A 25,199-nucleotide genomic window follows, 5' to 3' on the forward strand; every position below is an offset into this window, starting at 1 on the left:
TGCCTCAAAATAGACCACTTAGTTAAGCCGACTGGGACAACTTACAAAATCACAAATTACTGATTTTCTTGTCGAGTTGATAGCCTTCATCCGTGACTATTTTTTCAAGGGTTTCAACCCGGCTTTTAAGGGCTGCGAGTTCTTTACGCATTTGTTCGGAGTCACCCGAGTGCTTAAGTGCTTTTTCTTTGAATGCGAGATAGCGTTTTACCCACTCTCCAACCATCCCTAATCCGACACAAATGAAAACGATCATCACGATCATGGTTGTTCCTGACATAACTGACTCCTGTTAATAATTCTAATCTTAGAATAGCAGTCTTATTGATTTAAGTTAGTGACAAAAGTCAGAGAAGGTAAGATGAGAGCTAGAATGAGGTTAACGGATTGTGCAACTGCAATAGATGATTGCAATTGCACATGAACAAATTAGACTTCGTAAGGAAGAGGGTCGCTTGCGTTATTTAATGAAAATGCTTCTAAACGCTCTTGGCATGCACCACATTTACCACAGGCTTTTTCTCGACCGTTATAGCAAGTCCATGTGTTGCTATAATCTAAGCCCATTTTTAGACCATCGGTTAAAATTTCAATCTTTGAATTGTTTAAATATGGACTAACAATTTCAACTTCTTCGTAGTTAGCGATACGACATACGTCACTCATCTTTTCAACGAATTCCGGGCGACAGTCTGGATAGATGGCATGATCACCTGAATGTGCACCATAAAATACCTTGTTAGCTTTAAGTGATACCGCATAGCCTACCGCCAAAGAAAGTAAGATCATATTACGGTTAGGCACAACTGTACTTTTCATGCTTTCTTCTTCGTAATGGCCTTCAGGTACTTCAATATCATCGGTCAGCGATGAGCCACCAATAAGCTGGTTGATAGCAGAAATATCAACAACCTTATGATGCACGTTTAAATCAGCACATACACTCGCAGCGACTTCTAGCTCTTTAACATGGCGCTGGCCATAGTTGAACGATAACGCATACACGTCAAAGCCAGACTTAATTGCTTTGTTTAACACTGTGTAAGAGTCCATTCCACCAGAATAGATTACGACGACTTTTTCACTCATAAGATTATTGCCTCGAATTTGATAGAGGTTTGCTTCAGGGCGCGATATACTACACGGCCGCTGAAAAAATAACAATTTTCACGGCCGATTTTTTGAGTTTGCTATGTTGTATTGGAGCTGCTTTGTACAAAGTTAATGAGATTTTTGAAACCATCCAGGGTGAAGCGAGTTTTACTGGTGTACCATCGATATTTTTGCGTTTGCAGGGCTGCCCAGTGGGTTGTGCTTGGTGTGATACCAAACAAACGTGGGAAACCAACGACACTTATCTTGTGACTTTAGGCGAAACAGTCGAAAAGAAAGCAGATTCTGAAAAGTGGGCAAATGCCAGTATTGACGACATCATCAATTTGTTCAAAGAGCGTGGTTATTTAGCAAAGCATGTAGTTATTACAGGTGGTGAACCCTGTATGTACGATTTAGTGCCTCTTTGCGAGCAACTTCATGAAGCAGGTTACACCACACAAATTGAAACCAGTGGCACCTTTGAGATTTTGGCTCCAGAGTCAACTTGGGTAACCGTATCGCCAAAAATCAACATGCGTGGCGGCTATGATGTACTGACGTCAGCCATGCAAAGAGCAAATGAAATCAAACACCCAATCGCGATGCAAAAGCACGTTGATGAACTTGAAGCGTTATTCGAGCAAACAGGTGTGAGACCAGAACTGATTTACTTACAGCCAATCAGCCAAAAAGCCAAAGCAACTAAACTGGCTATCGAAACATGTTTGAAGAAAAACTGGCGGTTATCAGTACAAGTGCACAAATACATTGGCATAAACTAATTATTATTTTGCTTAATGCTAAAAAAAGAAAGCCCGTTTTAAACGGGCTTTTTTGTGTAAGATTTAAATTGAGTAAGCGCTTAGAGGCTTTGAGCATACATGTACAAAGATTTTAATATGCTCATTTTCTTTTCATTACCATCATGCTGATGCAATAAGTTCTCTAGCGTTAACATAAAGTCTTCAGCGCCGATAGAAGGGTTATCTTCACCATGCATCAACTTGTTCTGACAATATTTACGCCATACATCTAACTCGTGTGGTGTGAGCGTGTGCGGCCAGTTACGCGCTCTGTATCTAAATAGCATAGCGGTGAATTTGGCGTCATCAAACTCTAAATCGAATGAACCCAGTGACTCAGGCGCTGCGTCTCTGATCATCGCAAACTTTGCTTTATCTGCTTTTGAAGTAAAGCCATTATAAAGCTGGTAATCAGGGTTAGTTGTGCTGCTAAAGTCCGCTTTATCGTTAAACACTTCCGCCACTTTGTCTCTTAATTCAGGATGCGCTTTTAGCACTTTTAAATTTTCAAGACACTTTTCTCTGTCTATGCCTAAACGAGCTGCATTTTCAGGAAGTAGGGTTTTTGCAGGCGCCAAAATAGGGCACTTATTTAAATGCACCAACTTAAGGCCAACTGGCAATTCATCTTCTCCTAAATCAGCATGCTTTGTATAAAGGCGTTCACGCAACTGCTCAACGTCTAAATCAATCAGTACTTGTGGGTCTTCAGTTAAGTTAAAACACACCACGGCATTTTTATTCACAGGGTGAAAGCTCATTGGTGCTATCCAGCTTGTGCAGCCTTGAGTTGCAGGAATACGCGAAGAAGTATGCACAAGTGGTTGCATGTTATAGACATCAACGAGATCAGCTAACGCCTTCTTATTTCTTAATCCAAAGAAAAAATTAAATAGTTTTGGCTGCTTTTCTTTGATTAACTTAGCCAGTGCAATAGTTGCCGTTACATCGCTCAGCGCGTCGTGCGCTGCAGCGTGTTCGATGCCATTGGCAACGGTTAGCTCTTCTAATTTAAAACTTGGCGAACTATCTTCTTTTAATGGCCATTCAATACCTTCAGGTCTCAATGCATAACAGGCACGAACCAAATCAATAATATCCCAGCGGCTGTTTCCGTTTTGCCATTCTCGCTCGTATGGGTCATAGAAGTTTCTATACAGTGAGTAACGCGTTACTTCATCATCAAAGCGAATGCTGTTGTAGCCAGCCACACAAGTATTAGGACGACTAAACTCAGCATGGATCTTCGCCATAAATTCAGCTTCAACCAAACCATGTTTAAGTGCATGTTGAGGAGTAATGCCAGTGATCAAACACGCTTCAGGATGAGGCAAATAATCAGGGGCAGGTTTGCAGTATTCTATTAAAGGCTCACCGATGATATTCAAATTATAATCGGTGCGTATACCTGCAAATTGACTCGGGCGGTCTTTTTGTGGGTTTGCCCCCCAAGTCTCGAAGTCATACCAATAGATAGTAGGGATATCTTCAACGTTTTCTTGTGTGTGCTGTTGTATGCTTTCGTTCATAAATTCAGTAACTTATCTATCTATTGTTATTCGAGTAGTATCGCTGTGTTTCTTGTAATTATCTGCAAGTGGGTATATAACTGTGTACACAAAAAATACAAAGTGTGTATAAAAATTTAATGCCTTTAACCGACGCCAAGTTAAGAAACCTTGCAAATAAGAAAGACGACCCAGTCGTATTATCTCACAGAGACGGCCTACGCGTAAAACGTAATAAAAACGGTACCGTACTTTGGCAATATCGTTGCCGATACGAACGTAAGCAAGTGATCATGTCTTTAGGTTTCTACCCAGAACTCACACTCAAAGACGCACAAGACTTAGTGCCACATTTAAAGCATTGGATTCAGCAAGGCGACGACCCACGCATTAAATACAAGCAATTCATTAAAGGCACTAAAGACGAACCAACAACAGCAGATCTTGCTCAAAAGTGGCTTAAGCAAACACTAAACACTTACAAGCCTAAAACCCAAGAGTTATATACACACAACATAAACAAATGGGTGTTGCCATTTCTAAATGACAAACCAGCATGTGAAATGACAACCAAAGATTGGCATGACTACTTCGACTTCATTCGTGAAAGCGGCACCCCTAAAATGGCATCGGTCACACTTGTAAGAGTAAAAACACTTTTACGTTGGGCAGCAATGCGAGGTGACATACCTTTAAACAACCCAATCTTTAGTTTACAAACTAAACATGTTGGTGAGTCAGCCACACAAGGGCAGCGCTGGTTAACCTTTCACGAAATAGCCTTGTTTTGGCGAGAAATAGAAAGAGCTAAAGCAACCCCATCAAACAAAGCGTGTTTACAACTTATATTCTTAACCGGTGCTCGCCAGTCAGAAGTTCGCGAAATGACATGGGACCACATCGACGAAGAAAACATGATCTGGACAGTACCGCCTGAAAACTCCAAAACCAACAAAGCCATTCGCAGACCAATAACAACAAAAATGCTAGAAATACTAAATAACCTAGCGTTGGTGTATGGCAAACACGGTTTTGTGTGCCCTGGTAGCAACCCGCGTAAAGCAATAACAACTCATGCAGTAAACCGTTTTTGCTCACGCATGTGGGCACACCTTCACGAAAACCATAATACCGTTAAGTTTGTACCGCACGACGCACGACGTTCTTTAAGTACATTGCTAAGCGAGCAGGGCGTATTACCTCACGTAACCGAAAAAATGCTAGGTCACGCAATGCGAGGTGTAATGGCTGTGTATAACAAACACGATTACATAAATGACCAAAAAGAAGCATATGAGCTTTATTGGGAAAACATAAGCAAAGCAATTTTAGAGCTTTAATCCAATTTCTACATAAATGAAAGGAAGCCCCATGGAATCAAATATCCCAAGATATAGAGGTAAACCTACAGCATACCTTGATCATAATGTTTTAGACTTATTTGTTAAAAAACCAGATCTACCATTCAAGAAGTACCTGAAAGAAAATTTTCAGGTAGTTTTTTCTGACGAGAACCTAAAAGAGATCAAAAGAACTGGCCCAAATGGTGAGTTATTCCTCAATTTATTAAATGAGTTTGACGCTCTATATTTAAAGTTAGTTATGAATCCCTCCTTTGAGCTTACTGGTAATGCTACGATCTCAGAGGTTTCCCCTTTCTTAGCCTTTGATGAATATTGCAAGACATTAGAGCCCGTTTATGAAGGAATCGAAAGTGCAGTTTCTCAATCTCTTGTGAAGTTTTTCGGGGGTAGGGCAGGCTCGAATTTTGACAATATCGCTGATGAGCAAATATCTGCGTTCAATGATTTCATGGATAGTTTAAACAACACAAGTTTAGATATAGTTGAAGAGGGCTTTTATGATAAAGAAACTTCTGAGGAAATAGCTGAACTTATCGATGGTCTTAAAAAAAAATTTAAGCACGCAGTTGACACTTCTAACAACGAACTAAGAAAATATATAGATGATGAAGAAAACTTCTCCGCCATTAAAAATTACCGTGAGGCAACAACATTAGGTCCGGTCCAACTAAATAACATAGAGCCCCCACATGTTCTTGAAAAGATATGGAACGAATACAAAAACCTTGAAATTTACAAAAGCATAAAATCGATAGAGCAGTTTTTCGGGTTATCATTCAACCCGATCTATAACAGAGAATACTTTTTTTTCGAGAAAGTTACTCTGATATATAACACCCTTAATGTTATTGGTTATCACCCTGACTCAAAGCTTCATAAACAGAAGAGGTTTACAGCCGCAATGAGTGATACAAGTCATGCTTCATTTGGCAGTTTTTCCGACTTTCTTTTTTCAAGAGATATTGCATTCACAAGAAAAGCGACCGCAGCCTATGAGTTTCTTCAGATAAACACTAAAGTTGTAGAGTTAGTAGGAGCTAATTAGACCATACTAATAACTACTCAAATTCAGACTGCTAAGGAGAAGCAAGTTGAATAGCCAAGACGAGAAGTTAAAACAGTTGAAAGACGAAACCTATCAAACGGCAAGATATTTAGAATTGATTGAAGACGATATAAAGCAAGGTAATGTGAAACTAATACCTGATTCAGTATTCAAGCGCACTGCAGAAATTAAAGATGCAGCGTCAAAGGCAAAAGAGCGAAGAGAAACCGATAGATAAAGCCCTAAATGAAAGGGCTTAAGAGTTAGCAAAACGCCTCTAAACAGAGAGGCGTTTTTTCTCTTTTGCTTGTGCAAACAGTAAAGCGCCACAACCAAACAAAGCACCCAAGCCAAAAACTTTAGCTAAATTAGGCTTTTCACTTGCCATTGCTATAAAACTTGCAACCGTAAAACCAACCCCAGCTGCAGCTGCGACTTGTTTAGAGTGCTTGTTTAAACCAATAGCCCAATTAGCAAAGTGTTCACAGTTGTTAGTGGTTAAACAATATCGCCATTTGTTAATCATAGCGCGAGCATTATTTAGAACCATGTCTGGCGCTATACCCGCTTTAACATTAACAATATAAGAATGTTTACCTTGGGTAACTGCTTCCCACTGCTCTTCACGAACAGTGCCGTTTCGTTTCGTAGCAGAGATAAGCATGTTGGTACCAGACTCACATAACTGGTCAGATACAATAGAGTAGTGTTGGTACATGTTAAATTGGCTAACAATAATGTCGCCAGGTTTCGCATTTAAAGCGTTCATATTCATAATCCTTGAATATAACATTAGTATTAAAATGTTAGCCCCGTCGTTGGGGCTAACCGCCTAAAGAGAATTAACTCTCTTAGTTACAACTCTGGCTTTAATTTTTTTAAGCCAAATTGCATTTTGAATTACTTTTTCTTGCATGAGTATATGCCTATTCAAAATGTGAAGAGCTGAATAGCAAAGCACAGTTGATTGCACAAAACAGTGCAATCAAAAGCGTGGCGGAGGACAACTCACCACTCCCACCAATGAGGTTAATTAACCTCTTGGTAAGCTTCTTTTGTGCTTACATACGTCTTCCCATTGGCCATTTTTGTAACGGCGGTAGGCACGAACGTCTACAACTTTTAATCTTGAAGTCATAATAAGACCCTCAAAAAAATTACGAGTTGAATAGCAATTCACAAAATTTCGGCATATACTCTCAATTCCTACATATCAAATTTATTCCGAAATCTGTGTGGAAAGAGGACAACTCACCACTCGTTTTCCAATTTATTTGTGGAAAGTTAAGCTTTTTGCTTTTCTTTCCGAACCTTCTCAAATCTTACTCTTGCAGCTTTTGCTGAAACCTTAAACTTTTCTTGTATTTCTTTAGGGCTTGTCAAATTAACAACTCCATCAAATGGCATAATTAACTCAGCGGCAAATTGGTCAGCTTGCCATTCGGAATCTATAAATCTTCGAGTGTTTGAATTAGAGGTTGTTTTGGCGAGTGCCACTTCACCAGAATGAAGAAACATATGCCCGATTTCATGAGCAATGGTAAATTTGTCATGCCCATTGCCTGAACAAGCACCTTCGAAAACAGACTCTTTTAGTACCATTTTCATTTCTGCTGGGTAATATAAACCTGCGTAGTCACCCATTTCTTTATCAGGGACTACTTCATAATGAAAGCCATTTAGCTTTTTAGGAATGTCGATATCAATTAATGAAATAACATCTATTGATTCGTTAGTATTTAGTGAAAAGACTTCATGCAATCTACTTGCAACTTTCCTTATTTGTTTTGTGTTCCTTGGCTTAACTTTAAAGCCAGACGTTCGAATACTCACTTACATAACCTTATTTACCTTCTAAGATGTCAAGAATCGATTTAGCTTGCTGTTCACTTAAGTTTGAAGATTCAATCTTACGAGCGAATGCACCAGCTGCATTTCTTAACAGAGCGCTGTCATCATCTTTCATCTTAATACTAAATTCTTCCTGAGAAGCATAAGCAGCCTCAAGCATGCTTACTTTCTCGCCATTTTCTAACCCTAAAAAGGTAATTACTTTTTCTGCAAATTCTGTTGTTAACTTTTTCTTTCCATTTTCAACGGCTGATAGATATGCAGAAGTAACTTGCAGGCCATTAGCCATTTCAGCAAGTTTCATACTTTCATCTATGCGCTTCTTACGCACTTCCATACCGAATTTTGTCAACATAACTAGAGTTCCCAACGAAATAGTTCAAATGTGATTTTTATAATTGTTACAGCTTTTAAATTAGCTTGTTAACCAATATAAGTAAGAACAACCGAAAATGCAAGTTTTTATTCCTTGTTTTGTGAAAAATTAACCGTGTTGGTTAATTTTAGTGTGCGTAATGCTATTTTTCTCTTTGTGTGATAAAAATGCTTTTTAAATAACTTTATGAAAAACAATGAATATTTATGTTTAATTGGTTTAACAAAAAGATTGAAAAAATTGAAACAGCTTCTCTCGAGGTAAAAAGAGACCTTCATATTCCAAATGTTCAAAAGATGGAAATTAAAAAAGTATGTGTAGAATCAACTCATAATTCTGAAGAAAACTTCGACGTTGCATCAAGTTTCACACTGGCTAGTTTATTAGCGACCATTGCTACTATACTTATTTCAGTTCTTACTTCTTCAAGTAGTAAATATGAGGTTTTGCTATATGGTTTGTTAGCATTTATTTCTGTTACTTCATCGGCTTTGATTGTTGACAGCACTATGGACAAGATTTTAGAAATTGATTACTGGAAACGTTGTAGGTTTCAGGGAAGGGGATATTTATTATTTACTCTTGCTTTGTCGTTTGTCGCGCTTGCAATACATTTTAGTATCTCAATTAGATTAAACATAAACGAGTTGCATCACTACTTGATTGTAGCTGTAATTTTTTTAAGCTTATTCTCTTCAATAGCTATATACATGAAAGCTATGTGTTTAGATGAGTATTATTTGGGGAGACTAATACTATTATTCAATTCTCTTTTATTTTCTATATATCTTTACTCACTTTTTTAAGTTCTTATACCGTCTATTAAGCATTAATGTTAAAACTACTCAAGTGTAGAGCGTATGAATACTGGTTATTTATACAGCTTTTCGCTTGAGGCCTGCGCATTTGTTGCGCTACAATGCAATTGCTTGTTGTGAGCTAATTGCGATTGTATTAACATGCTCGCAACAAGTGCAACGGAATGAAAAAATTCAAACAAGGAAAAACGATGAATTTTAAGGCACTTAATAAATCTGATTTAACAAAAGTTTCTGCTGGCGGTAATGGTAGTGATAATGGCGGTGGTACTGCTCCGGCTCAAATTAAACCATCATCAAGAAACGGTGGTGGCGGTGATGGTGTAGAGCCACCAAAAGTAAGTTATACGCTTACTCGTGCAGAAATGGCTAAAGTTGCAGGTGGCAACGGCGGCGGTGGTGATGGAGTTATCCCTCCAAAAGCAGAAGCGCAAAACGGCGGCGGTGGTGGCGGTATACAACCACCTAAATTTGAAAGTTATTCAGTAGACAGCCAACGAAATGGCGGTGGTGGTGATGGAGTTATTCCTCCTGCGCCCTAATTAATATACTCAGAGTTTGAAGGTACAAGCTCTGAGTTTCAAAAGTAGTTTAAGGAAAAGCATGAACGATTTTTTTGTGTTCACAGGCTGGGTTATAAGAGCCTTTGAGCTATTTATAGTTTTGTATTTACTTCTTAAATTTAAAGATCGGCGCTGGTCTTTGTTTTTTGGAGGTAGGGAAGACTTAAAAACAATAGATGATCACGAGCTTCATTCATGCTTTTTAGCTGCGCTGACTGTAATGGTCTTTCACTTTGCTAGTTCTAGCTTCTCTCAGTTTGTATTAACCATAGACATGGAACGTATGGCGCTCCGCCAAGTGTTCTATTTTTCAATGTTTAGCTTTTCTATCGCTTTTGCAGTTGCATTGTTTGCATTGCACCTAATTCGTAATTGTTCGTTCTCGCCAACAGCGCGAATGTGCTTATACATAACGGTGTTAATGTCTAGCTTGCAGATGGCGCAATTTATTAGCCATGCTTTAAATGACAGCACAATACTGAATAATATTTACCGCTACGGCGTTGTGCTTTTGAACATTGCTACATTAACAGTTGTATCTAAATACCCTGTTACTCGACTGTACAAAGTAGCCAAGAGAGGTGCTTAATATGCAATTAGTATTCACAATGGCACTTTTAACTTTTGTTTTGATTTCTTTGGTATTTGGTGCGATTTTTAAAGGCCATAATTTCAAGCAATTCGAACAATCAGTTAAGAAAAAACTCTTAAGCTTGTTTACTCAACCTGAAAATCAGCAAGTTGAGAATTATGGTAAGGCGCATTGTATTGTAATGGACTTGGCCGAAGCAATCTCAGAAGAAGATCAAATGCTTCAGTATGAGCAAACTCAGGTAGTCTTTCAAAGAGCCGAAACATACAGTCATCAAGTTAAAACAAATCGTATTGACTTACCAATAGCAAGTCATCAGAAAACATTATTAAAAGTGGTGAAGTAAAAGCACTGAGTGTTTTTACTCACACCAGTTTTTACGTTTACCGCCATCATATTTCACAGCTAAGCCCTGTTTTACTAATTCTTCGCCTAAGCTTTGACCGTTTAAATAAACTTCAGCAATAAGTCTGAAATATTTGCCACGTTTAGGGTTCTTCAATAAGATGGATTTACTCTGTCTGAGTCGTTCAACAGTAAATTCTTTTGCTTTTCTAGCTAATAATTTTTCATGGTTGCAATTTCCTTTTAATTCTGGCGCATCAATATCTGAAATTCGAATAGGAATGCTCTTACCAAAAATAGGCGGTAATTCTTTAAGATTGACCTTAAAACTGTCACCATCATAAACACTAATCAGCTTAGAGACTTCAAATTGGATAGGGGCTTTTAAAAGAATAATTATTGATGATATTAGAAGAGTTACTTGCATGACGTTGACTTGAAAACCTTATAAAGAACATGAGCTTATTGTTAAAATTCATTGCTTTTGTTACTCTAGGAGATAATTTCACAACTATATTCATAGAGGAATGATAATGCCTGATTGGCTTGATTTCACACCAGCACCACCAATAACATTGCCAATAACAATATATAGCAAAAGGCATTTTTTCCATAAGTGGTGGAAGAAAATGTTAGTTGCAGCTTCATTCGCTGACACTAATGTTGTTGTAACTGGTTCTGCTGGAGCTGGAAAAACGGCATTTACACAGGAACTGTACTCTGAGCAGAAGTCATATGAACGTAAAGCGCCTAAGCCGTCAACGAACGTAGAAATGTTAGCTATTGAATTTGGTTCATGGACTAAAGTATTTTCTGTGCTTCCTGGGCAGAATACAAATGAACGACAGGTGGGATTAAGAAAGTGTTTTGATTTGAATGAAAAACTTGAGGGTGTAGTACATGTCGTTGATTTTGGTTTTACAACTCTACGTTCAGAGATAGGGCCTTCAAAATTAATTGAAGAAGGTATCGACACGATAGAAAAGTTAAGAAATTATAACTTAGTAAATGAGTTAGAGGATTTTAAAGCTGTGTGCGATACTATACATAGAGCTTTTGCTAACAATAATGGACCTAAATGGCTTGTTATAGCAGTTAACAAAATTGACTTGTATTTTCATGACCTTGATCAGGCAAAGAAATATTACTCAAAACAAGGTAAAAGCCCCTTCGTAGATATTCTGAATGATTTGATTGAAAAAGTTGGTAGTAATAACCTAAAAGTACAAACAGTACCAATATGCCCAAGTCCAAAACCATATCTGTTTAATGGTCAGAAAGAACTTGTGAAGCTTGAGAGTCATGATGAACCTAAAACCTATATGAAGAACTTTACAAGAATGTTTAATGAGGTTTCAGAATGAGTGAAAAAATATATAGCGGAATAACAGACCCTTACTCTATAAGTCAGAGCCAGTTAGATAGTCTTATTAGTTTGGCTGAAGGTGTTAGTGATGATGTAAAGAATATGAAAACTGAAATGGAAAAACTCAAAGAAAGAGTTTATCTTTTATCTGTTTTTTTGGGTTGTTTCGTTGTAGTTATAATGTATTTATTTTTTTATTCAAAATTTTTCTTTGATTTTCCTTTAACCATTAAAATAACTATTAAATTAATAGCATTATCTCTTGCTGCATTTGGCATTTTTTATATTGCAAATATTTTTAGAAAAATAAGAAAAACTAGTTGGTCTTTAGTTGTAGAAAGGGAAGTTTTAGAAGAACTAATGGTATCTTTATATGAGCTAGAAAACTTTCTTGCAAGACATGATTTTCATGGAAGTGATTTCGAGAGGATAATGTTAAAAATCAGACTGAAAAGGTTGAAATTATCAGTTTAGATATAAGCCCGCAATAGCGGGCTTTTTTATGCGCTTTTAATATCTGCTTTATTTGAGTATTTAGCCGCAATAACAGGCTTTAGATCTTTTAATAAAAGCTTCCCACAATCATCAAAATCTACTGATTTATCAGGGTTTGGTCTAAACCAATCTAGGTGGCAGAACATGAGTAATGATTTTGCTGCTACATCGACAAATTGTTCTTCGAACTCTTCATCTGTTAATGAACCTGAAGTGATTACTCGATCTGATGGAGCATATTGACCTGCCGATGGGTTTGTTTCACCAGTTACTAACCATAATGCATACTTTTTGAAATCAGGGTGGTTAGCAATTGCAAGTAAAGCTGGCGTACCAACCTCTGAATGACCAGACTCATATTTCTTGTAAGAACTTATATTAATATCAACAAGTTCGGCAAATTTAATTTGATTTAAGCCTGTTGTACTTCTTATAAGTTTAAATTTCTCGCCAATATTAATTGACATGGTTCACCATATTGATCTAAATTATTTTAAGGGTCAATGAATTGAACCGTTAATTCAACTCATTGAATTTTTAATGCTGTATTAATGTTCTAAACAAAAAGATTAGCACACTGTGGTTCGTTAAAGGAACCAACTGAAGATCTTTTGTTTTAACGTGAGGTGAAGAATGGAAGGTTTACGCAAAAACATTGACGGTGAAGTCGTCAATGAAACTGAAAAGTTTATGAAGCTTAAGGAAGTATTAGAGCTTTGTAGTTTATGTAGAGCTCAGCTTTATAACATGATGGAAAAGGGGCTTTTTCCACCCAATCACAGAATAAGCTCAGGCCGTGTTGTTTGGTTGAAGTCAGACATTAGCATTTGGCGTTCTCTAACTTTAGAAGCGTTCGAACTTAAGTACGCATCTAAACTTGTTCAGGAGCGTGCAGCATGAATATACAAGACGCTGTTTCTACACTAAACATTTCGCCAGACGCACAAGCTTTATTGCTTACCCTAGTAAACGAAAACAATGCATTGCGTGAAGAAATTCAAGAACTCAAAGCCGACCAAGAGCACGGGCTATTACCAACAGTAGAGGCCATGAAGGTGTTAGGCTGTGGCCGTAAAAAGTTTTGGGAGCTTTCGAAAGAAGAAGGTTTTCCGCGTGCTATTAAGTTTGGCATTACCAACCACTATAAACGCACTGAGCTAGAAGCGTTTAGAGACAACCACATAATGGCGGGGTGATGTATGGCCTCAGCTAACCCCAAAACTACACCGGTATTAAAGGTTCATCATAACCCTAAACCCGAAGGGCTTTTAAAAATTAAAGCCATGTTTGGTGAGGCTAAACATATGCCCGAATATGTTTATCAAAACCTCAGCGAGCAGCAACGCACCGTTTTATGTTTTGCAGCAGGCCTAAAGCGTATAGACCTCGGCAAAAACTGGAACGAGTTTACAGCCGACCAGCGCCACGCATTACGCGACAGCCTAATGCTAATAACCAACTTAGTTGAAAGCTTTAGTAAGGCCAATGCGCTCGACCCATACAAATGGCTGCAGGGCGCACAACCAAACGAACCCAAATACAACGACGGCAATGTAGTAGCGCCAATCTCAAAACTTCAACAAGTTAATTAAGGACAACTCATGAGCTCTACAGCCCGCAAAGCAGACCGAAACCCCGACGACTACTATGTAACGCCACATTGGATAGTTGAGCAGTTTTTAGCGGCAACTATGCCCGATGCACATAAACCAAAGTGCCCGCTGATATTTGGCGATAAAATTTTAGACCCAAGTGCAGGCGGCTGCGAAAAATACCCAATGTCTTACCCAACGGTATTAAACCTAATGGGCCTTGGTGAAGTCGAAACTTGGGATATTAGAGAAGATAGCCCAGCAGATAAAACAGGCATCGACTTTTTACAAACCGAAGGTAATGGCGAATATTCAACGGTGATTACAAACCCGCCATTTAGTTTGTCTGAGCAGTTTGTTTATAAAGCCTTAGAACATGTTGACGACCTTGGTTTAGTGATCATGCTTCAGCGCCTTAACTGGTTAGGTACTAAAAAGCGTTTTAGTATGTGGAATAACCTACCATTGCATTCGGTATTTGTTCACCACAAACGCCCAGGTTTTAACCCCGAAAAACCAAACGCAACAGACTCAATTGAATACGCCCATTTTGTGTTTTGTAAAAACCAGCACAAGCACACCATTCCAAATTTATTCGTAATTTAACCCCACTCATAAAGGACTAAAACTATGCCTATCAAAGACCATGATCTGCCTAAAAAACATGATTTAGCAACAAAAATACTCATTCAAGCGATTGAGTCGGCCAACGAGTCTATTAGCATTTTTAAAAAGCGTTCGACGATTGCAATGCTTATTAGCTGCGAAGAAACACTTTTAGAACTGATTCCTATGGTTGAAATTGTTGCCAACGAAAATCCTCGCTATAGAGGCAAGTTAATTAGGTTTAAGAAGACACTAGAAGCGGTGCAATTAGGTAGCGATGTTGAGCTTATTTGCCCTGCGCTATGAACATAGAGCCTGTAGATTTAAATAGCTTAAACATTAGTAAGCTGGCGGTTGGTGTTTTACGTTCGCTTACTGATGTTGACGACTTTAACTATTTAGCCCGTGGCCTTGCTACTTTACCTATTCCTCTTCAGGGCAGAATGGCCCGCAAATACATTGACCGCTATAACAGTAAAGACCAAAAAAGCCGCTATAAAGCAAACCAATGGATTGGCCGTACAATTAACCGTTTAAAACCTCGTTTTGGCGTGTTGTTTAGTATTACTCAAAATATGCCGTTGCCTTGGCATATTTTGAGTAATGCTGAAAAAACCAAAGAGCATGCAAGCAACATTGCTGCTAATGCCGCTCAAATCATGACTGACCTTGCCGACGAACACCCCCAAGCCACTTACGAAGAGCTTATTTATATTATCTTTTATCAGCTTATTGAGTTTGCCGACGGCTATAAGGTGCAAGCACCACATAAGAATGTGCCTCGCAATAATTTAACGACTGATCTCGTTGAAATTGCTTTGTTAAAACTGAAGTGCGAAAAGTGGTGGGCGCGAAAACTTAAGGGTGTAAGAAGGCAATATATTGAACTGTTAGAAATTGCCACGGGCCAAGTGGGTAAAGACCTATTTTACGACTACAAAAACGGTAAACCTAAGCGCCGTGGTATTTCGCCTTACTCGAGTAAAAGTGCACAACGAGAATATGCGACAGCTCAAGAGTCGGGCATTGAGTTTTTAAAGATGATGGAGCTTGAGGGCAGTGACGGATCGGTTATTGATTTAATTAAAGCTGTAAAAAAAGGTATGGCAAACCCAGTTAACCGTCGTAACGAATTAATGATGCGCATTCGTGAAACCGAAGAGCTGGCCGACGAAATGGGTTTTGTTGGTGTGTTTTATACTTTAACTGCGCCGGCTAAATACCATGCAAATAGTAAGAACTGGCACGGCAGCACCCCAAAGCAAACCCAGCAGTATTTTAACGAAACATGGGCAAAGGCCAGAGCCAAACTAAACAGGCTTGGCATTACTTATTTTGGTGTTCGGGTTGCAGAACCGCATGCCGATGGCACGCCACACTGGCACATGATGCTGTTTATGCCTAAACACCAAATGCAAACCCTGAACGCTATTTTGCGCTGGTACTTTATTCAAGAAGATAAATACGAACTTTACGAGCGCCGAGCTCGCAGAACTGAATTATTCAAGCTTTATAAGCAAAAGCGTAAAGAGTACGGCTTTTTAAAAAGTAAGGGAAAAAAGCCTAAAGAGCCTAATAAGTTTTTTAGAACATTTAGCCCACGCTTTGAAGCGGTGATCATTGATAAGCGCAAGGGCAGTGCAGCCAGTTATATTGCTAAATACATTTCGAAGAATATCGACGGCTATAAGCTGTTAGATCATCTTGACGACGAAACGGGCGAGGGCTTCGCTAAGTTCGACGAGAACGGCAAAGTCATCAAAAACAACATTAACCCTGTTTTGGCATGGGCGAGTACCTGGCGAATTAGGCAGTTTCAGTTTTTAGGTTCGCCAAGCGTAACCGTTTACCGTGAATTACGCCGTATTCGCACCCAAACCAATAACGAACATATAGAACCCATACGCCAAGCCGCTGACGAAGCCCGCTGGAAAGACTATGTAAAACTTCAAGGCGGCATGTGTATTGGCCGCGACGCTAATTTTAAAACCCATTACGAAATAACCAAGCTTGGTAATGATTATGCCGAAACCGTTAAACACATAAAGGGGGTAGTGCATGTACTTAGCAACAGCACACTCAAAACACGTTTAGTCGAATGGCAAAGACAACTTAAAGGTACCGCAGCAAAAACCGCACAGGCAGACACCACCAACGTCGGCTCCGCCGACCTATCTTGGACTAGTGGGAATAACTGTACGCCATGCACCACGCGGCATAGCGATGAGTTTCTATTAGATATGCACGGTTTTACTGAGCAAGAGTTAAAAGAGGTTAAAAAGGATCTGTTATCAGGTAAAAAGATCAAACGAAACGACCTTATTTACCAAATACGGCAAGGCCAGTTAATCGTTTTCGACCATCAAGCCCAAATTAAAGAGCGAAAAAAAGAATACACCGAGCATTTGGCGCATTCGCTCGCCCAAAAACAAGCCGATGCTGAGCGTTACCAGGCACAACAAACAGCAAAAGCGAATTGGGACGTTCTCAACGACGAGCAATTAGTAGAACTGCAGCATAAAGGCCATGTGCTAGTTGGCCGCAGGGTTTACCACATGCAAGACGGCAAATTAACTTCGTTCAAAAAAGTGGAGTTTAATGACCTAGAACAATTTATTCCTGCTCAACCAACAACAGAGCATTGGTCACACGCAAGAGAAGTGATAGAGTTGGCTTTTTCCTTTGCAGAACAAGAACAAAGGGAATTACCGATTAGTAATAAATTTAATAAAAATCTACTTCTCATTGGTGATCTTGAACTGGCTGAGTTGGTGCAACAAGGTAGAGCTTCGGCAATAGGCCAAGACGACTGGTGGGATGTGGGGATAATGGCTTAATTTTTTAAGATATAAAACATATACCAAGGATTAAGAATGCGCGGTTTTCTAATCATTTTGACAATGCTCTTATTGTTCTCACAAATGGTGATGGCAAATGAACAAAAGCAAGAGATTGAACAGAACAATAATAAAGACCAATTAGTCTATTTATCATTGTCTCAGGAATTAAGCTCTATACAGAGCAAAGTGGCTGTTTTAGGTGAAAAAATCAAACAGCAAAATTCAATCAATGAAGACTCAAAAAAGCTGGAAGAGACATATTTAGAACTAAAGTTTCAATTAAAAGAATTGAACCTAAATTTAAAAAGCTTGGAAAAAAACCAAGAAAACGAGTTTAAAATATTTGATGGCAGAGTATCTGATTTATCACTCAATATTAATTATTACAGCATATTAATTACATTAATAGCTATAATCTTGGGCTTATCCACTGGCTACATTTCGATTTTAAAAGCCAAGGAACAAGCCGAAAATTGGCTAACAAGTAATACTGATAAATTGATAAAAGATGCTGAATCTAAATTAGATGAAACGAACAAGGAATTGAAAGTTCGCTTTGAGAACATTGAGAAAGAGCAAAAAGAACAACACGAGAAGTTTATAGAAATAAGAAATGTAAAAGCAAAACTAGCTGATTCATTACTATATAAATATAACAAACTAGATCATGAAAGTTTTAAAGATTCAAATTTAAATACTCAAGACTGGATTGAAATTGGTTCAGATTACTTAACAAACAAGCAATATGAATTATCCGAAATAATTTGGGATGTGATTCTTAATAATAGTTTGGATAGCAACAATGATTCAATAAAAGCTAATGCTTATCTTTCTAAAGCTCACTGCTTAATGAGTTTAGGGCAAAATGAAGACGCACTTAAAACCTATGACACTCTGATAGCCCGCTTTAATGAGTCAACGAACGACGACATACTGAAACAGGTTGCTAAGGGAATGGTCAATAAGGGAGTTTTACACCTTACATTAAATCAAAGTGAGGACGCAATAAATACCTTTGACACTCTGATAGCCCGCTTTAGTGATTCAAAGAATGACGACATAATAATATTTGTTGCTATGGGAATGTTTAATAAAGGGGGTACACAGAGAGACTTAGGGCAAAGCGAAGAAGCAATTAAGACCTATGACACTCTGATAGCCCGCTTTAATAATTTAGAAGGAGAAGAAATACAAAAAGTTGTTATTTATGCAAGAGATGAATTAAAGGCATTACAATCCGACTAATTCTATTTGTTCCTCCCGAGGTAAATTTTTAATCAGTGATGCGGCCATTTGTGCCGTGTCTTTTCTTGGTGGGTTTAGGTAATGCGCAAACGCCAAGGTTGAAACAAATGTTGCGCCACACTCCTTAGTATTCGTACAACTCACATATAAATTGCACACATGCGCTGACTGTTCTTCTCTTGAGGTTATTGTTGCTTTGCTACCACAGTTCGGACAAATCACTCGCATAATTATTAAACACCAAACAAAAAACTTAACTGTAATTATATACAGTAGTTAGTTGCGGTTCAAATAACCTTATTCACTGTGACCGAAAAACAAAAATACTAAAAAATTCACTCCTCCTCGCCTTCCGCTTTCGCACAAAAAATGCGTCAAATTGACAAGCCTAGTGACAGCCATATTAAAGCTAAGCCAAGTAAATAAAGGATCTAGAAGATTGTTGAAAAGGATCTGATTGTCAAAGTTGTGACATGCTTTGAAACGAAAGTGACAATAAAGCTTTAAAAATCATTGTAAAAATTGAAAATCAAAATAAACTTAAATAATTATGACTTAACTCATAACTATTTTATGAAATACTTGTTTAAAGGAATGCAAACCCAAGAACGCTTTGAGTTACTTTTATCATTAACTCGAATACAAAGTGAAAGTGTGATCAATGCGCTTAATGATTATTTGGTCAGAGGAATGGATAAAAAAGCGGCGGCAGTTATTAATGGTGTTGAAGTGCCAAACTTCTCAGCGGCTCTCAATAAGCTTGAAGAAAAAGCTAGGGTAATTGAGCTAATCAAGGAAATTGACATGGTCAATTAATCTTTTCCAGCATCACATAAAGATGTTGTGGATTTAGGCTTTTTGATTCATAAAATAGGTAGTTACTTTTTTTAATAAGGTAACTACCTATGTTGAATATTTTCTTAGTTTTATTACACGACTTATTTGTTTTCAATTGGCTTTTTGTTTTGATTGAGATTTTTCTGCCCCCAAAAAGCCCTAAACAACCTCATAAGCCCAAGTGTTGAAACGGCAATACCAACTATCACAAACTCAAAGTACCAGGGCGCGCCTTTATAGCCCATTGATTGCCAGCCAGCAGCCATGTAAGGCTGCATTGCTGGTATAAAATGACATACAAATAAACCCAAGAAGAACAAAATAATGATCTCATCCATAAAGGTTTTATCGCGGTTCTTCAGTACCAGTAAGTCATAGTCAGCGTCGTTCTGTTCCGCTTGCTCACATCGTCTTGCCTTTGCATTAAATTGGGCAATCTTGAAATTGTTTTCTGCTTTGGCAATATCGGCGGCCATTTCAGCAGCAATGCGTTTGCGTTCACGATAGCCGCCCGTTAAGTCGGCAATTGGATTTGTAATAAACTCTAATGCAGTTTTAAGCCAGCCCATCACTTGCCCCTAAACTTATTAATCATATTCATAGGATCTTTACTAAACCTTTGCCCCAAATTATTCAGGCCGTTAAAGAGATGCGGGGCTAAATATGCCCCTACACCAATAAAGCCAGGTCGGGCGCTTTCGGCTACTTGCCAAAAGTCGCAAAAGCTTGATACCAAATAAGCCGCGAGTAATGCCATGAGTGCATTGAAAAAGTAACGGCCAAAAGTAAACGCGTGGGGCGATAAGTAAAGTTGAACAGCAGCCGCAGCCATACTGATAACAACAAACTGCACAATGTGTTTAAGGTTTATAAAGTCCATCATTCGGCATCCTTGCTTGGGTGTAAGTCAGAGTATTCGGGTATCGCAAAATCAATGTGCAACTGGCTTGGCAAGTAACGGTTAATGCCTTGCATGGTTTGCTGTAGTGGTACTACTTCGTTGTTGTAGTAAGCACGGGTGATTTTATCTAAATCACCAAAGCCCGGTGAATCGCCAGAGCTTTGACCGCTCAATGCTTCTTGCGCACGGTGCATGCTCAGCATGTCGTTAAGGGTGATTTTCTTGATGCGTTCAAATTCGTCTTTGGTAGATATGTCACCAACTGGGGTGATCTTAATCGACTTATCTGCATCGGCAGTTTTACTTCGAAAGTTAAAAAACAAACTTCTAAAATTACCAACGCCTTTACTGTCTCTGATTGCGCTTTTTAATTTATTCTCGTCGTCTTCACTTAAGTTCGGGTCGGCCATACTGAAGATAAAACCCATGTGAGCACCGTTCTTGTAATAACGGCGCCTAAATAGAGTTGCATCCTCATTGAGTAAGGCGCTTTGAATGCCGCCGTAATACTCAGGTATACCGTAAATGCCTTGTGCTGGGTCATACTCTTTAATGTGAATGACTTCACCAGGCTTAAACTTAATCGGCTCAATGCTTCGATTGGTTAACTGGGCATATACTCCACGCTCTGTGGTATAACGCATGTTCAAAGCGGGTAAGTGTTTGAGCCTGATAACTTGCCCAAACCTATTTTGAATCACTTGTAAGTAGCCATTACCAGACCATAAAAAGTCATAAGCAAACTTTTTAAACGCTTCGTTGCTGAGCACAGGGTTAGTTTTAAACCACTTTAAAATCATGTTGCGCTTAAAGCCCAATATTGGCCCATGCTGCGCGTTTACTCTGAGTAATTTAACTAAGCCCATTAAACTAACAGGCGGCTCATAAATGCCATTCATATCGGCAAATACGCCCGTATAATCTGTAAGTCGATTATCTAAAACTGGTTCAGGATCACCAAAACTAAACACATCGCTCATGCCTGTGTAATTGGGTGTACTGCCAGCTTGTACGCCTTTCATCCTTGGCTTATCCATTAAGCTGCTATTCCTACTGTGGTTTGACGGCCCATTGTGTTGCCATCAAGTGGTTCAAATTTCATTGCATGCATAATCGCCCAAGCCATATCAGCATGACCTGTGCTTGCTGTGCGGTTGGTCGCGTAAATAACCTGATCACCTTTAACTTGCTTGCGAATATTTATAAATGAGCTGGCAATATTTACGGCGTTTTCATCAAACTCAAAACGTCGATTCTTAATCACATTCATTGCTTTGATGACCATTTGGTTTTTGATGATTGGGTTGTAATGAATTGGCTCAGCATTTGGGTAAAACTTACTTATGAGTTCCCAAACGCCATAACCCATGCCAGTCGTATCAACACCAATGTGTTGCACGTTGTATTTATTGGTGAGTTCTTCGATTTCTTTCGCCATGGTTTCAAAGTCATTACCACTCAAATCAAGAGATTCAAGCAGCCTGAATTTTTCACCTGGTTTCATTGGTAAGCTTAAAACAGCAACACACGCTTTATCGCCATACCGTGCTGGGTCAAAACCAATTACCACAGGTTTTAAACCAAATGGGCGCTCGTACTCTTCGTCAAAGTCATCCCATTTACTAGAGTCACCCACACAGGCCATAAGTTGCTTTAAGTTAAACGCCGAGTGTGCATCGTCGATAAATTTACACATAAACAAGTTGTCAAACTCGTCTTGTGAATATTCGTTTTCAAGCACTGATATATCAATGCGGTCAAAGCCCGAGTTAACCACATCATGCACGTTAAGCATTTGTCGCCAAATGCCGTCTTCACATAAACGACCTTCTTTTAAAGCTTTATGGCTGCAATCAATAGCAAATTCAGGGTCGTTACATGCTTTGGTTTTGCGGTACCATTTTCCGTTCCAATGGTCGTAAGCTTCATGACTTGTTACTGAAGGAGTGCTGAAGTAAGTAATGCGTAAATGTTTATGTGTTGCCATTGCTTGAGCAAGGCCACGAAGGGTTTTGTATTTGGGGATCCAAAACACTTCATCTATGTATAAGTCACCACTTTCTGATTGTGCTGTTCTTGCATTGGTTGACTTAAAAATAAGTTTAACTGTTTTGCCGCCTTTTAGATTTAAAACCATAGGCGAGCCAGTGAGCTCAACATTAAAATGCTCACGCACCATAGCAATTATGTTGGCTTTAAAAACTTCTGCCTGGTCACGCGATGCTGATATAAATATCTTATTGCGGCCATTCACCACGGCATCATAAAACGCTTCAAATGCAAAGTAGAAGGTGGCACCAATTTGGCGCGGTTTTAATATAAAGCGGCTGCGGTGATCTTGGTTCTCAAACCAATGTAATTGGTGTGGGTAAAGTAACTTATCTTTAAGTTCGTTGAGCATTTCAACGGTAATGCTTGAGCAGTCATTTTTTTTATTTTTCTTCTTTTTATTTCGACTACCATTAGAGCTAGAGCCTTCTGATTGACCATCATTTGCGGCGCGTTGTTTAGGAGCGGGAGCAAGTTTACTTTTATTGAGTGCGCAAAGCTGACGAGTACAAAAATCAAGTTCTTTATAATCAGCTTCACTTTTATCTGGTTTATCAGTAAGAATATTAATGCGGCGGCTAAATGCCATTTCAGCGTTATAGCTTGGGCACATATCAGCCCACTTGCCATCATCGGCCCAGCGTCGAATGCTTCGAGCGCTTGGCATGTTTGGCAATTCTGCTATTTCATCAAATGTGTAGCCGTTCACGATATACAAGTCTTGTGCTTGTTTTCGTATTTCTGGCCCGTACTTTGGTTGCATCCTGCGCCCCGTGTTTTCATCCATGCAGGCAGTTTAAGGGCAAAAAAAGCCTAAATCGTGTACTTAAATGCCTACAAATTCCTAAAACCCAAATATAGGAATTTCTAAAAAGTAAACCGCTCGAAAAGTGCAAAAAGTGGGTGCAAACTGCATACAACTTTTCAAGAGATATGCACTAAACGGGTAAGCAATGTCAGGTCAATTACGCACAATTCCACTTTCTATCGCCGCTGTTGGTTTAACAGTTGATGGCCGAGAAATCGAAGAAAAAGACGTAAACGATATTGTCGAAACCTATAACCCAAATATGTATGGTGCGCGCATTAACATTGACCATTATGCAGATTGGTCTGGTTGGAAAGCTGAAGCACTTTCATCGGTAAAATTAAATGGCGGCATGTTGGGTGATGTAATTGAAGTCACAAGCGAAACCAACGATGACGGTGTGCAAGTGCTAAAGGCCGTGCTTGCACCAAATGCTAGTTTTGTGCAGTTAAACCAAGCCGACCAACATGTTTACTTTTCGATTGAAATAGATCGCGATTTTAGAGGCACTGGCAAAACCTACTTAACAGGTTTAGCCGTAACTGATTACCCAGCCAGTGCTTACACATCTAGAGCAAAATTCAGTAAAGAGCGTGGCATAGAGAACAAGGATGTTTCTTTTCTTCGTGCTGATCTTGGTTTGCATAGCCAAGCCGACAAGCCACCGAAAAAGCCATTTTTTAAAAACCTATTCAACAAGGATGATGACACCATGCCTTTAACTAAAGAAGACAAAGCAGAGATTGGTTCAGCAGTAGCCGAATCGCTCACACCACTTTTTACTCAGCTCAACACTTCATTAACTGAGTTCAGTAAACACAATCAGCAGGACGCTGGCGGCCAACAGGATGAAGGCCAGGGCACTGACGCCCAAAACTCAGAGCTGACGGAACAGCTCACCCAATTAAATGACAAGTTCAGCAAACTTGAAAACAAGTTTAATGAGCTTGTAACCGAAGAAGCTGACGACACCACCGATGCCGACGACGAGCCAACAGGCGATGACGGCAAATATAGCAACTTACTGTAAGGAAACAGCAATGCGCACAAAAACAACTCAAATCTTTAATGCCATTTGTGTGGCGCTTGCAAGCAATTATGGTGTTGCAAGTGTGTCAGAAAACTTCGCGGTAGAGCCGACCATTGAACAAAAGCTTTATGACGCGGTGTATGAATCGGCTGAGTTTTTAACTCGCATTAACCATGCGCTAGTTGATGACTTAGTGGGTCAATCGGTGTTTATGTCTGCGGGGGCGGGTGTTACTGGCCGTGCTGGTGTGGACGAAGACGGTAACAACGAGCGTAAAACCAAAGATGTGTCGGGTTTAACCAAGCGCGAATACCGTTGTTATGAAGAAGAAATCGACGTGCACTTAACCTGGGCAAAGATGGACGCTTGGTCTAAGTTCCCTGATTTTCATAACCGTTATCGTAACCATGTTCGCCAGCAAAAAGCGCTCGATATTATCAAGATTGGTTGGCACGGTATCAAAGCCGCACCGATTACTAATTTAGCTGATAACCCAATGTTAGAAGACGTAAACATTGGCTGGTTGCAATTGGTTCGCCGCGATGCTTCAGAGCGTGTAATTACCGAAGGTGAAACGGCGGGCGAAGTTCGCATTGGTGAAGGCGGCGACTACGAAAACCTTGACTGTGCTGTGCATGACTTAGTTCAAGGTATTCCACTGCATAAACGTGTTGGTTTGGTTGCCATTATTGGCGATGAGCTGATTGCTCAAGACAAGGGTAAGCACTACGCCAAAAACGCCCATACACCAAGCGAAAAAGACAAAGTTGAAATGGCGCAAGTGATCAACACTTACGGCGGCTTGCCGAGTTTTCAAGTGTCGTTCTTTCCTCAACGCGGCATTTTGGTGACGAGCTTTGACAATCTAAGTCATTACGTTCAGTCGGGTTCAACACGTATGAGCATTGAAAATAACCCGAAAAAAAAGCGCGTTGAAGACTACGAGTCACGTAATGCTTGTTACTACGTTGAAGACTTAGAAAAAATTGTTTTCATCGAATCTGACTCCGTAAAAATCAACAAAGCTGAAGATGGTACCTGGTCTTAACTTCCTTTGATTGTAGAGCGTT

33 protein-coding genes are annotated in these 25,199 nt (G+C 39.3%); 20 read left to right on the forward strand and 13 right to left on the reverse strand.

All coding sequences use genetic code 11. The features are described 5' to 3' along the window. Positions 1–49: 49 nt before the first annotated feature. Both ACXAC4_RS06550 and queC read right to left on the reverse strand, forming a co-directional pair. Positions 50–280, reverse strand: coding sequence for a hypothetical protein (locus ACXAC4_RS06550; protein WP_058029561.1), 231 nt, complete (start codon positions 278–280; stop codon positions 50–52). A gap of 149 nt (positions 281–429) precedes the next feature. Continuing rightward, on the reverse strand, positions 430–1,089 hold the full coding sequence (queC, locus tag ACXAC4_RS06555) for a 7-cyano-7-deazaguanine synthase QueC (RefSeq protein ID WP_475159964.1): 660 nt from the start codon (positions 1,087–1,089) through the stop codon (positions 430–432). A gap of 122 nt (positions 1,090–1,211) precedes the next feature. Here queC and queE point away from each other — a divergent pair, with 122 nt between their 5' ends. After that, entirely contained in the window at positions 1,212–1,877 is a 666-nt protein-coding gene (queE, locus tag ACXAC4_RS06560; protein ID WP_349286021.1) for a 7-carboxy-7-deazaguanine synthase QueE, read from the forward strand. Positions 1,878–1,957: 80 nt separating this feature from the next. Here the strand turns inward: queE and sbcB are convergent, their stop codons facing one another. Continuing rightward, positions 1,958–3,427, reverse strand: a complete 1,470-nt coding sequence (gene sbcB, locus ACXAC4_RS06565; protein ID WP_475159967.1) for an exodeoxyribonuclease I — start codon at positions 3,425–3,427, stop codon at positions 1,958–1,960. A gap of 119 nt (positions 3,428–3,546) precedes the next feature. Here sbcB and ACXAC4_RS06570 point away from each other — a divergent pair, with 119 nt between their 5' ends. From ACXAC4_RS06570 to ACXAC4_RS06580, 3 genes are read left to right on the forward strand one after another with little or no spacing between them, the layout of a single operon-like run. Then, entirely contained in the window at positions 3,547–4,746 is a 1,200-nt protein-coding gene (locus ACXAC4_RS06570) for a tyrosine-type recombinase/integrase (RefSeq protein WP_475159970.1), read from the forward strand. Between the two features lie 31 nt (positions 4,747–4,777). Continuing rightward, positions 4,778–5,815, forward strand: a complete 1,038-nt coding sequence (locus tag ACXAC4_RS06575; protein WP_475159974.1) for a hypothetical protein — start codon at positions 4,778–4,780, stop codon at positions 5,813–5,815. A gap of 46 nt (positions 5,816–5,861) precedes the next feature. Further along, positions 5,862–6,053 (forward strand): hypothetical protein, encoded by a 192-nt coding sequence (locus tag ACXAC4_RS06580; RefSeq protein WP_475159976.1) that lies wholly within the window; start codon positions 5,862–5,864, stop codon positions 6,051–6,053. Positions 6,054–6,092: 39 nt separating this feature from the next. Here ACXAC4_RS06580 and ACXAC4_RS06585 read toward each other — a convergent pair whose 3' ends face one another. From ACXAC4_RS06585 to ACXAC4_RS06595, 3 genes are all read right to left on the reverse strand, one after another. After that, positions 6,093–6,584 (reverse strand): lecithin retinol acyltransferase family protein, encoded by a 492-nt coding sequence (locus tag ACXAC4_RS06585; RefSeq protein WP_475159979.1) that lies wholly within the window; start codon positions 6,582–6,584, stop codon positions 6,093–6,095. Positions 6,585–7,099: 515 nt separating this feature from the next. Further along, entirely contained in the window at positions 7,100–7,648 is a 549-nt protein-coding gene (locus ACXAC4_RS06590) for an ImmA/IrrE family metallo-endopeptidase (RefSeq protein ID WP_475159983.1), read from the reverse strand. Between the two features lie 10 nt (positions 7,649–7,658). Beyond that, the gene (locus ACXAC4_RS06595) at positions 7,659–8,021 is read right to left on the reverse strand and encodes a helix-turn-helix domain-containing protein (RefSeq protein WP_475159986.1); all 363 of its coding nucleotides are present in this window, start codon (positions 8,019–8,021) and stop codon (positions 7,659–7,661) included. Between the two features lie 227 nt (positions 8,022–8,248). On the opposite strand from ACXAC4_RS06595, the gene ACXAC4_RS06600 reads away from it, so the two are divergent. From ACXAC4_RS06600 to ACXAC4_RS06615, 4 genes are all read left to right on the forward strand, one after another. Beyond that, entirely contained in the window at positions 8,249–8,848 is a 600-nt protein-coding gene (locus ACXAC4_RS06600) for a hypothetical protein (protein ID WP_475159989.1), read from the forward strand. Between the two features lie 203 nt (positions 8,849–9,051). Continuing rightward, a complete protein-coding gene (locus tag ACXAC4_RS06605) occupies positions 9,052–9,402 on the forward strand; it encodes a hypothetical protein (protein ID WP_475159992.1) in 351 nt (116 codons plus the stop codon). Between the two features lie 61 nt (positions 9,403–9,463). Beyond that, entirely contained in the window at positions 9,464–10,012 is a 549-nt protein-coding gene (locus ACXAC4_RS06610) for a hypothetical protein (protein WP_475159996.1), read from the forward strand. A gap of 1 nt (position 10,013) precedes the next feature. Beyond that, the gene (locus tag ACXAC4_RS06615) at positions 10,014–10,361 is read left to right on the forward strand and encodes a hypothetical protein (RefSeq protein ID WP_475160000.1); all 348 of its coding nucleotides are present in this window, start codon (positions 10,014–10,016) and stop codon (positions 10,359–10,361) included. Positions 10,362–10,376: 15 nt separating this feature from the next. Here the strand turns inward: ACXAC4_RS06615 and ACXAC4_RS06620 are convergent, their stop codons facing one another. Continuing rightward, positions 10,377–10,787 carry a thermonuclease family protein gene (locus ACXAC4_RS06620; RefSeq protein ID WP_475160002.1) on the reverse strand — a complete coding sequence of 137 codons (411 nt, stop codon included), beginning with the start codon at positions 10,785–10,787 and terminating at the stop codon, positions 10,377–10,379. 106 nt (positions 10,788–10,893) lie between these two features. Here ACXAC4_RS06620 and ACXAC4_RS06625 point away from each other — a divergent pair, with 106 nt between their 5' ends. Next, positions 10,894–11,724: a hypothetical protein gene (locus tag ACXAC4_RS06625; protein WP_475160005.1), complete on the forward strand. Its 831-nt coding sequence runs from the start codon at positions 10,894–10,896 to the stop codon at positions 11,722–11,724. Then, positions 11,721–12,200: a hypothetical protein gene (locus ACXAC4_RS06630; RefSeq protein WP_475160007.1), complete on the forward strand. Its 480-nt coding sequence runs from the start codon at positions 11,721–11,723 to the stop codon at positions 12,198–12,200. The genes ACXAC4_RS06625 and ACXAC4_RS06630 overlap by 4 nt, the downstream gene beginning before the upstream one ends. Positions 12,201–12,226: 26 nt before the next feature. Here ACXAC4_RS06630 and ACXAC4_RS06635 read toward each other — a convergent pair whose 3' ends face one another. Continuing rightward, a complete protein-coding gene (locus ACXAC4_RS06635) occupies positions 12,227–12,688 on the reverse strand; it encodes a helix-turn-helix domain-containing protein (RefSeq protein WP_475160009.1) in 462 nt (153 codons plus the stop codon). Positions 12,689–12,854: 166 nt separating this feature from the next. Between ACXAC4_RS06635 and ACXAC4_RS06640 the strand changes: the two genes are divergently transcribed. Genes ACXAC4_RS06640 through ACXAC4_RS06670 form a run of 7 tightly spaced genes read left to right on the forward strand, consistent with a single transcriptional unit; the run spans position 12,855 to position 18,504 of the window. Further along, a complete protein-coding gene (locus tag ACXAC4_RS06640; protein WP_475160012.1) occupies positions 12,855–13,121 on the forward strand; it encodes a helix-turn-helix transcriptional regulator in 267 nt (88 codons plus the stop codon). Beyond that, complete coding sequence (locus tag ACXAC4_RS06645; RefSeq protein WP_475160014.1) at positions 13,118–13,417, forward strand: helix-turn-helix transcriptional regulator; 300 nt, start codon at positions 13,118–13,120, stop codon at positions 13,415–13,417. The genes ACXAC4_RS06640 and ACXAC4_RS06645 overlap by 4 nt, the downstream gene beginning before the upstream one ends. Before the next feature lie 3 nt (positions 13,418–13,420). Beyond that, a complete protein-coding gene (locus ACXAC4_RS06650) occupies positions 13,421–13,813 on the forward strand; it encodes a hypothetical protein (RefSeq protein WP_475160018.1) in 393 nt (130 codons plus the stop codon). Positions 13,814–13,822: 9 nt separating this feature from the next. Continuing rightward, positions 13,823–14,419 (forward strand): SAM-dependent methyltransferase, encoded by a 597-nt coding sequence (locus ACXAC4_RS06655; protein ID WP_475160021.1) that lies wholly within the window; start codon positions 13,823–13,825, stop codon positions 14,417–14,419. Positions 14,420–14,443: 24 nt separating this feature from the next. Then, complete coding sequence (locus tag ACXAC4_RS06660) at positions 14,444–14,725, forward strand: hypothetical protein (protein WP_475160025.1); 282 nt, start codon at positions 14,444–14,446, stop codon at positions 14,723–14,725. Then, the gene (locus tag ACXAC4_RS06665; protein WP_475160030.1) at positions 14,722–17,256 is read left to right on the forward strand and encodes a replication endonuclease; all 2,535 of its coding nucleotides are present in this window, start codon (positions 14,722–14,724) and stop codon (positions 17,254–17,256) included. Before ACXAC4_RS06660 ends, ACXAC4_RS06665 begins: the two co-directional genes overlap by 4 nt. 36 nt (positions 17,257–17,292) lie before the next feature. Then, on the forward strand, positions 17,293–18,504 hold the full coding sequence (locus tag ACXAC4_RS06670) for a tetratricopeptide repeat protein (RefSeq protein ID WP_475160036.1): 1,212 nt from the start codon (positions 17,293–17,295) through the stop codon (positions 18,502–18,504). Here ACXAC4_RS06670 and ACXAC4_RS06675 read toward each other — a convergent pair. Beyond that, complete coding sequence (locus tag ACXAC4_RS06675) at positions 18,490–18,732, reverse strand: ogr/Delta-like zinc finger family protein (protein ID WP_475160040.1); 243 nt, start codon at positions 18,730–18,732, stop codon at positions 18,490–18,492. The two genes, ACXAC4_RS06670 and ACXAC4_RS06675, sit on opposite strands and share 15 nt — an antisense overlap. 294 nt (positions 18,733–19,026) lie before the next feature. Here ACXAC4_RS06675 and ACXAC4_RS06680 point away from each other — a divergent pair, with 294 nt between their 5' ends. After that, the gene (locus tag ACXAC4_RS06680) at positions 19,027–19,320 is read left to right on the forward strand and encodes a PapB/FocB family fimbrial expression transcriptional regulator (RefSeq protein WP_475160044.1); all 294 of its coding nucleotides are present in this window, start codon (positions 19,027–19,029) and stop codon (positions 19,318–19,320) included. A 122-nt stretch (positions 19,321–19,442) separates the two neighbouring features. Here the strand turns inward: ACXAC4_RS06680 and ACXAC4_RS06685 are convergent, their stop codons facing one another. From ACXAC4_RS06685 to ACXAC4_RS06700, 4 genes are read right to left on the reverse strand one after another with little or no spacing between them, the layout of a single operon-like run. Next, positions 19,443–19,910 (reverse strand): hypothetical protein, encoded by a 468-nt coding sequence (locus ACXAC4_RS06685; RefSeq protein ID WP_475160046.1) that lies wholly within the window; start codon positions 19,908–19,910, stop codon positions 19,443–19,445. Then, entirely contained in the window at positions 19,910–20,224 is a 315-nt protein-coding gene (locus ACXAC4_RS06690; protein ID WP_475160047.1) for a phage holin family protein, read from the reverse strand. The genes ACXAC4_RS06685 and ACXAC4_RS06690 overlap by 1 nt, the downstream gene beginning before the upstream one ends. Next, positions 20,221–21,279 (reverse strand): phage portal protein, encoded by a 1,059-nt coding sequence (locus ACXAC4_RS06695; RefSeq protein WP_475160050.1) that lies wholly within the window; start codon positions 21,277–21,279, stop codon positions 20,221–20,223. The genes ACXAC4_RS06690 and ACXAC4_RS06695 overlap by 4 nt, the downstream gene beginning before the upstream one ends. Beyond that, positions 21,279–23,054, reverse strand: a complete 1,776-nt coding sequence (locus tag ACXAC4_RS06700) for a terminase large subunit domain-containing protein (RefSeq protein ID WP_475160053.1) — start codon at positions 23,052–23,054, stop codon at positions 21,279–21,281. The genes ACXAC4_RS06695 and ACXAC4_RS06700 overlap by 1 nt, the downstream gene beginning before the upstream one ends. Positions 23,055–23,244: 190 nt before the next feature. Here ACXAC4_RS06700 and ACXAC4_RS06705 point away from each other — a divergent pair, with 190 nt between their 5' ends. After that, positions 23,245–24,129, forward strand: coding sequence for a GPO family capsid scaffolding protein (locus ACXAC4_RS06705; RefSeq protein WP_475160055.1), 885 nt, complete (start codon positions 23,245–23,247; stop codon positions 24,127–24,129). Between the two features lie 10 nt (positions 24,130–24,139). Next, on the forward strand, positions 24,140–25,177 hold the full coding sequence (locus ACXAC4_RS06710) for a phage major capsid protein, P2 family (protein WP_475160057.1): 1,038 nt from the start codon (positions 24,140–24,142) through the stop codon (positions 25,175–25,177). Positions 25,178–25,199: the final 22 nt, after the last annotated feature.

The sequence above is a fragment of the Pseudoalteromonas sp. AWM4_233 genome (assembly GCF_056158285.1).

What these genes read in the sequence shown, in the direction of transcription:
- ACXAC4_RS06550 (WP_058029561.1), bottom strand. Translation starts at nt 280, where the DNA reads ATGTCAGGAACAACCATGATCGTGATGATCGTTTTCATTTGTGTCGGA.
- queC (WP_475159964.1), bottom strand. Translation starts at nt 1,089, where the DNA reads ATGAGTGAAAAAGTCGTCGTAATCTATTCTGGTGGAATGGACTCTTAC.
- sbcB (WP_475159967.1), bottom strand. Translation starts at nt 3,427, where the DNA reads ATGAACGAAAGCATACAACAGCACACACAAGAAAACGTTGAAGATATC.
- ACXAC4_RS06570 (WP_475159970.1), top strand. Translation starts at nt 3,547, where the DNA reads ATGCCTTTAACCGACGCCAAGTTAAGAAACCTTGCAAATAAGAAAGAC.
- ACXAC4_RS06575 (WP_475159974.1), top strand. Translation starts at nt 4,778, where the DNA reads ATGGAATCAAATATCCCAAGATATAGAGGTAAACCTACAGCATACCTT.
- ACXAC4_RS06585 (WP_475159979.1), bottom strand. Translation starts at nt 6,584, where the DNA reads ATGAACGCTTTAAATGCGAAACCTGGCGACATTATTGTTAGCCAATTT.
- ACXAC4_RS06595 (WP_475159986.1), bottom strand. Translation starts at nt 8,021, where the DNA reads ATGTTGACAAAATTCGGTATGGAAGTGCGTAAGAAGCGCATAGATGAA.
- ACXAC4_RS06600 (WP_475159989.1), top strand. Translation starts at nt 8,249, where the DNA reads ATGTTTAATTGGTTTAACAAAAAGATTGAAAAAATTGAAACAGCTTCT.
- ACXAC4_RS06605 (WP_475159992.1), top strand. Translation starts at nt 9,052, where the DNA reads ATGAATTTTAAGGCACTTAATAAATCTGATTTAACAAAAGTTTCTGCT.
- ACXAC4_RS06610 (WP_475159996.1), top strand. Translation starts at nt 9,464, where the DNA reads ATGAACGATTTTTTTGTGTTCACAGGCTGGGTTATAAGAGCCTTTGAG.
- ACXAC4_RS06615 (WP_475160000.1), top strand. Translation starts at nt 10,014, where the DNA reads ATGCAATTAGTATTCACAATGGCACTTTTAACTTTTGTTTTGATTTCT.
- ACXAC4_RS06620 (WP_475160002.1), bottom strand. Translation starts at nt 10,787, where the DNA reads ATGCAAGTAACTCTTCTAATATCATCAATAATTATTCTTTTAAAAGCC.
- ACXAC4_RS06625 (WP_475160005.1), top strand. Translation starts at nt 10,894, where the DNA reads ATGCCTGATTGGCTTGATTTCACACCAGCACCACCAATAACATTGCCA.
- ACXAC4_RS06630 (WP_475160007.1), top strand. Translation starts at nt 11,721, where the DNA reads ATGAGTGAAAAAATATATAGCGGAATAACAGACCCTTACTCTATAAGT.
- ACXAC4_RS06635 (WP_475160009.1), bottom strand. Translation starts at nt 12,688, where the DNA reads ATGTCAATTAATATTGGCGAGAAATTTAAACTTATAAGAAGTACAACA.
- ACXAC4_RS06640 (WP_475160012.1), top strand. Translation starts at nt 12,855, where the DNA reads ATGGAAGGTTTACGCAAAAACATTGACGGTGAAGTCGTCAATGAAACT.
- ACXAC4_RS06645 (WP_475160014.1), top strand. Translation starts at nt 13,118, where the DNA reads ATGAATATACAAGACGCTGTTTCTACACTAAACATTTCGCCAGACGCA.
- ACXAC4_RS06650 (WP_475160018.1), top strand. Translation starts at nt 13,421, where the DNA reads ATGGCCTCAGCTAACCCCAAAACTACACCGGTATTAAAGGTTCATCAT.
- ACXAC4_RS06655 (WP_475160021.1), top strand. Translation starts at nt 13,823, where the DNA reads ATGAGCTCTACAGCCCGCAAAGCAGACCGAAACCCCGACGACTACTAT.
- ACXAC4_RS06660 (WP_475160025.1), top strand. Translation starts at nt 14,444, where the DNA reads ATGCCTATCAAAGACCATGATCTGCCTAAAAAACATGATTTAGCAACA.
- ACXAC4_RS06665 (WP_475160030.1), top strand. Translation starts at nt 14,722, where the DNA reads ATGAACATAGAGCCTGTAGATTTAAATAGCTTAAACATTAGTAAGCTG.
- ACXAC4_RS06670 (WP_475160036.1), top strand. Translation starts at nt 17,293, where the DNA reads ATGCGCGGTTTTCTAATCATTTTGACAATGCTCTTATTGTTCTCACAA.
- ACXAC4_RS06675 (WP_475160040.1), bottom strand. Translation starts at nt 18,732, where the DNA reads ATGCGAGTGATTTGTCCGAACTGTGGTAGCAAAGCAACAATAACCTCA.
- ACXAC4_RS06685 (WP_475160046.1), bottom strand. Translation starts at nt 19,910, where the DNA reads ATGGGCTGGCTTAAAACTGCATTAGAGTTTATTACAAATCCAATTGCC.
- ACXAC4_RS06690 (WP_475160047.1), bottom strand. Translation starts at nt 20,224, where the DNA reads ATGATGGACTTTATAAACCTTAAACACATTGTGCAGTTTGTTGTTATC.
- ACXAC4_RS06695 (WP_475160050.1), bottom strand. Translation starts at nt 21,279, where the DNA reads ATGGATAAGCCAAGGATGAAAGGCGTACAAGCTGGCAGTACACCCAAT.
- ACXAC4_RS06700 (WP_475160053.1), bottom strand. Translation starts at nt 23,054, where the DNA reads ATGCAACCAAAGTACGGGCCAGAAATACGAAAACAAGCACAAGACTTG.
- ACXAC4_RS06705 (WP_475160055.1), top strand. Translation starts at nt 23,245, where the DNA reads ATGTCAGGTCAATTACGCACAATTCCACTTTCTATCGCCGCTGTTGGT.
- ACXAC4_RS06710 (WP_475160057.1), top strand. Translation starts at nt 24,140, where the DNA reads ATGCGCACAAAAACAACTCAAATCTTTAATGCCATTTGTGTGGCGCTT.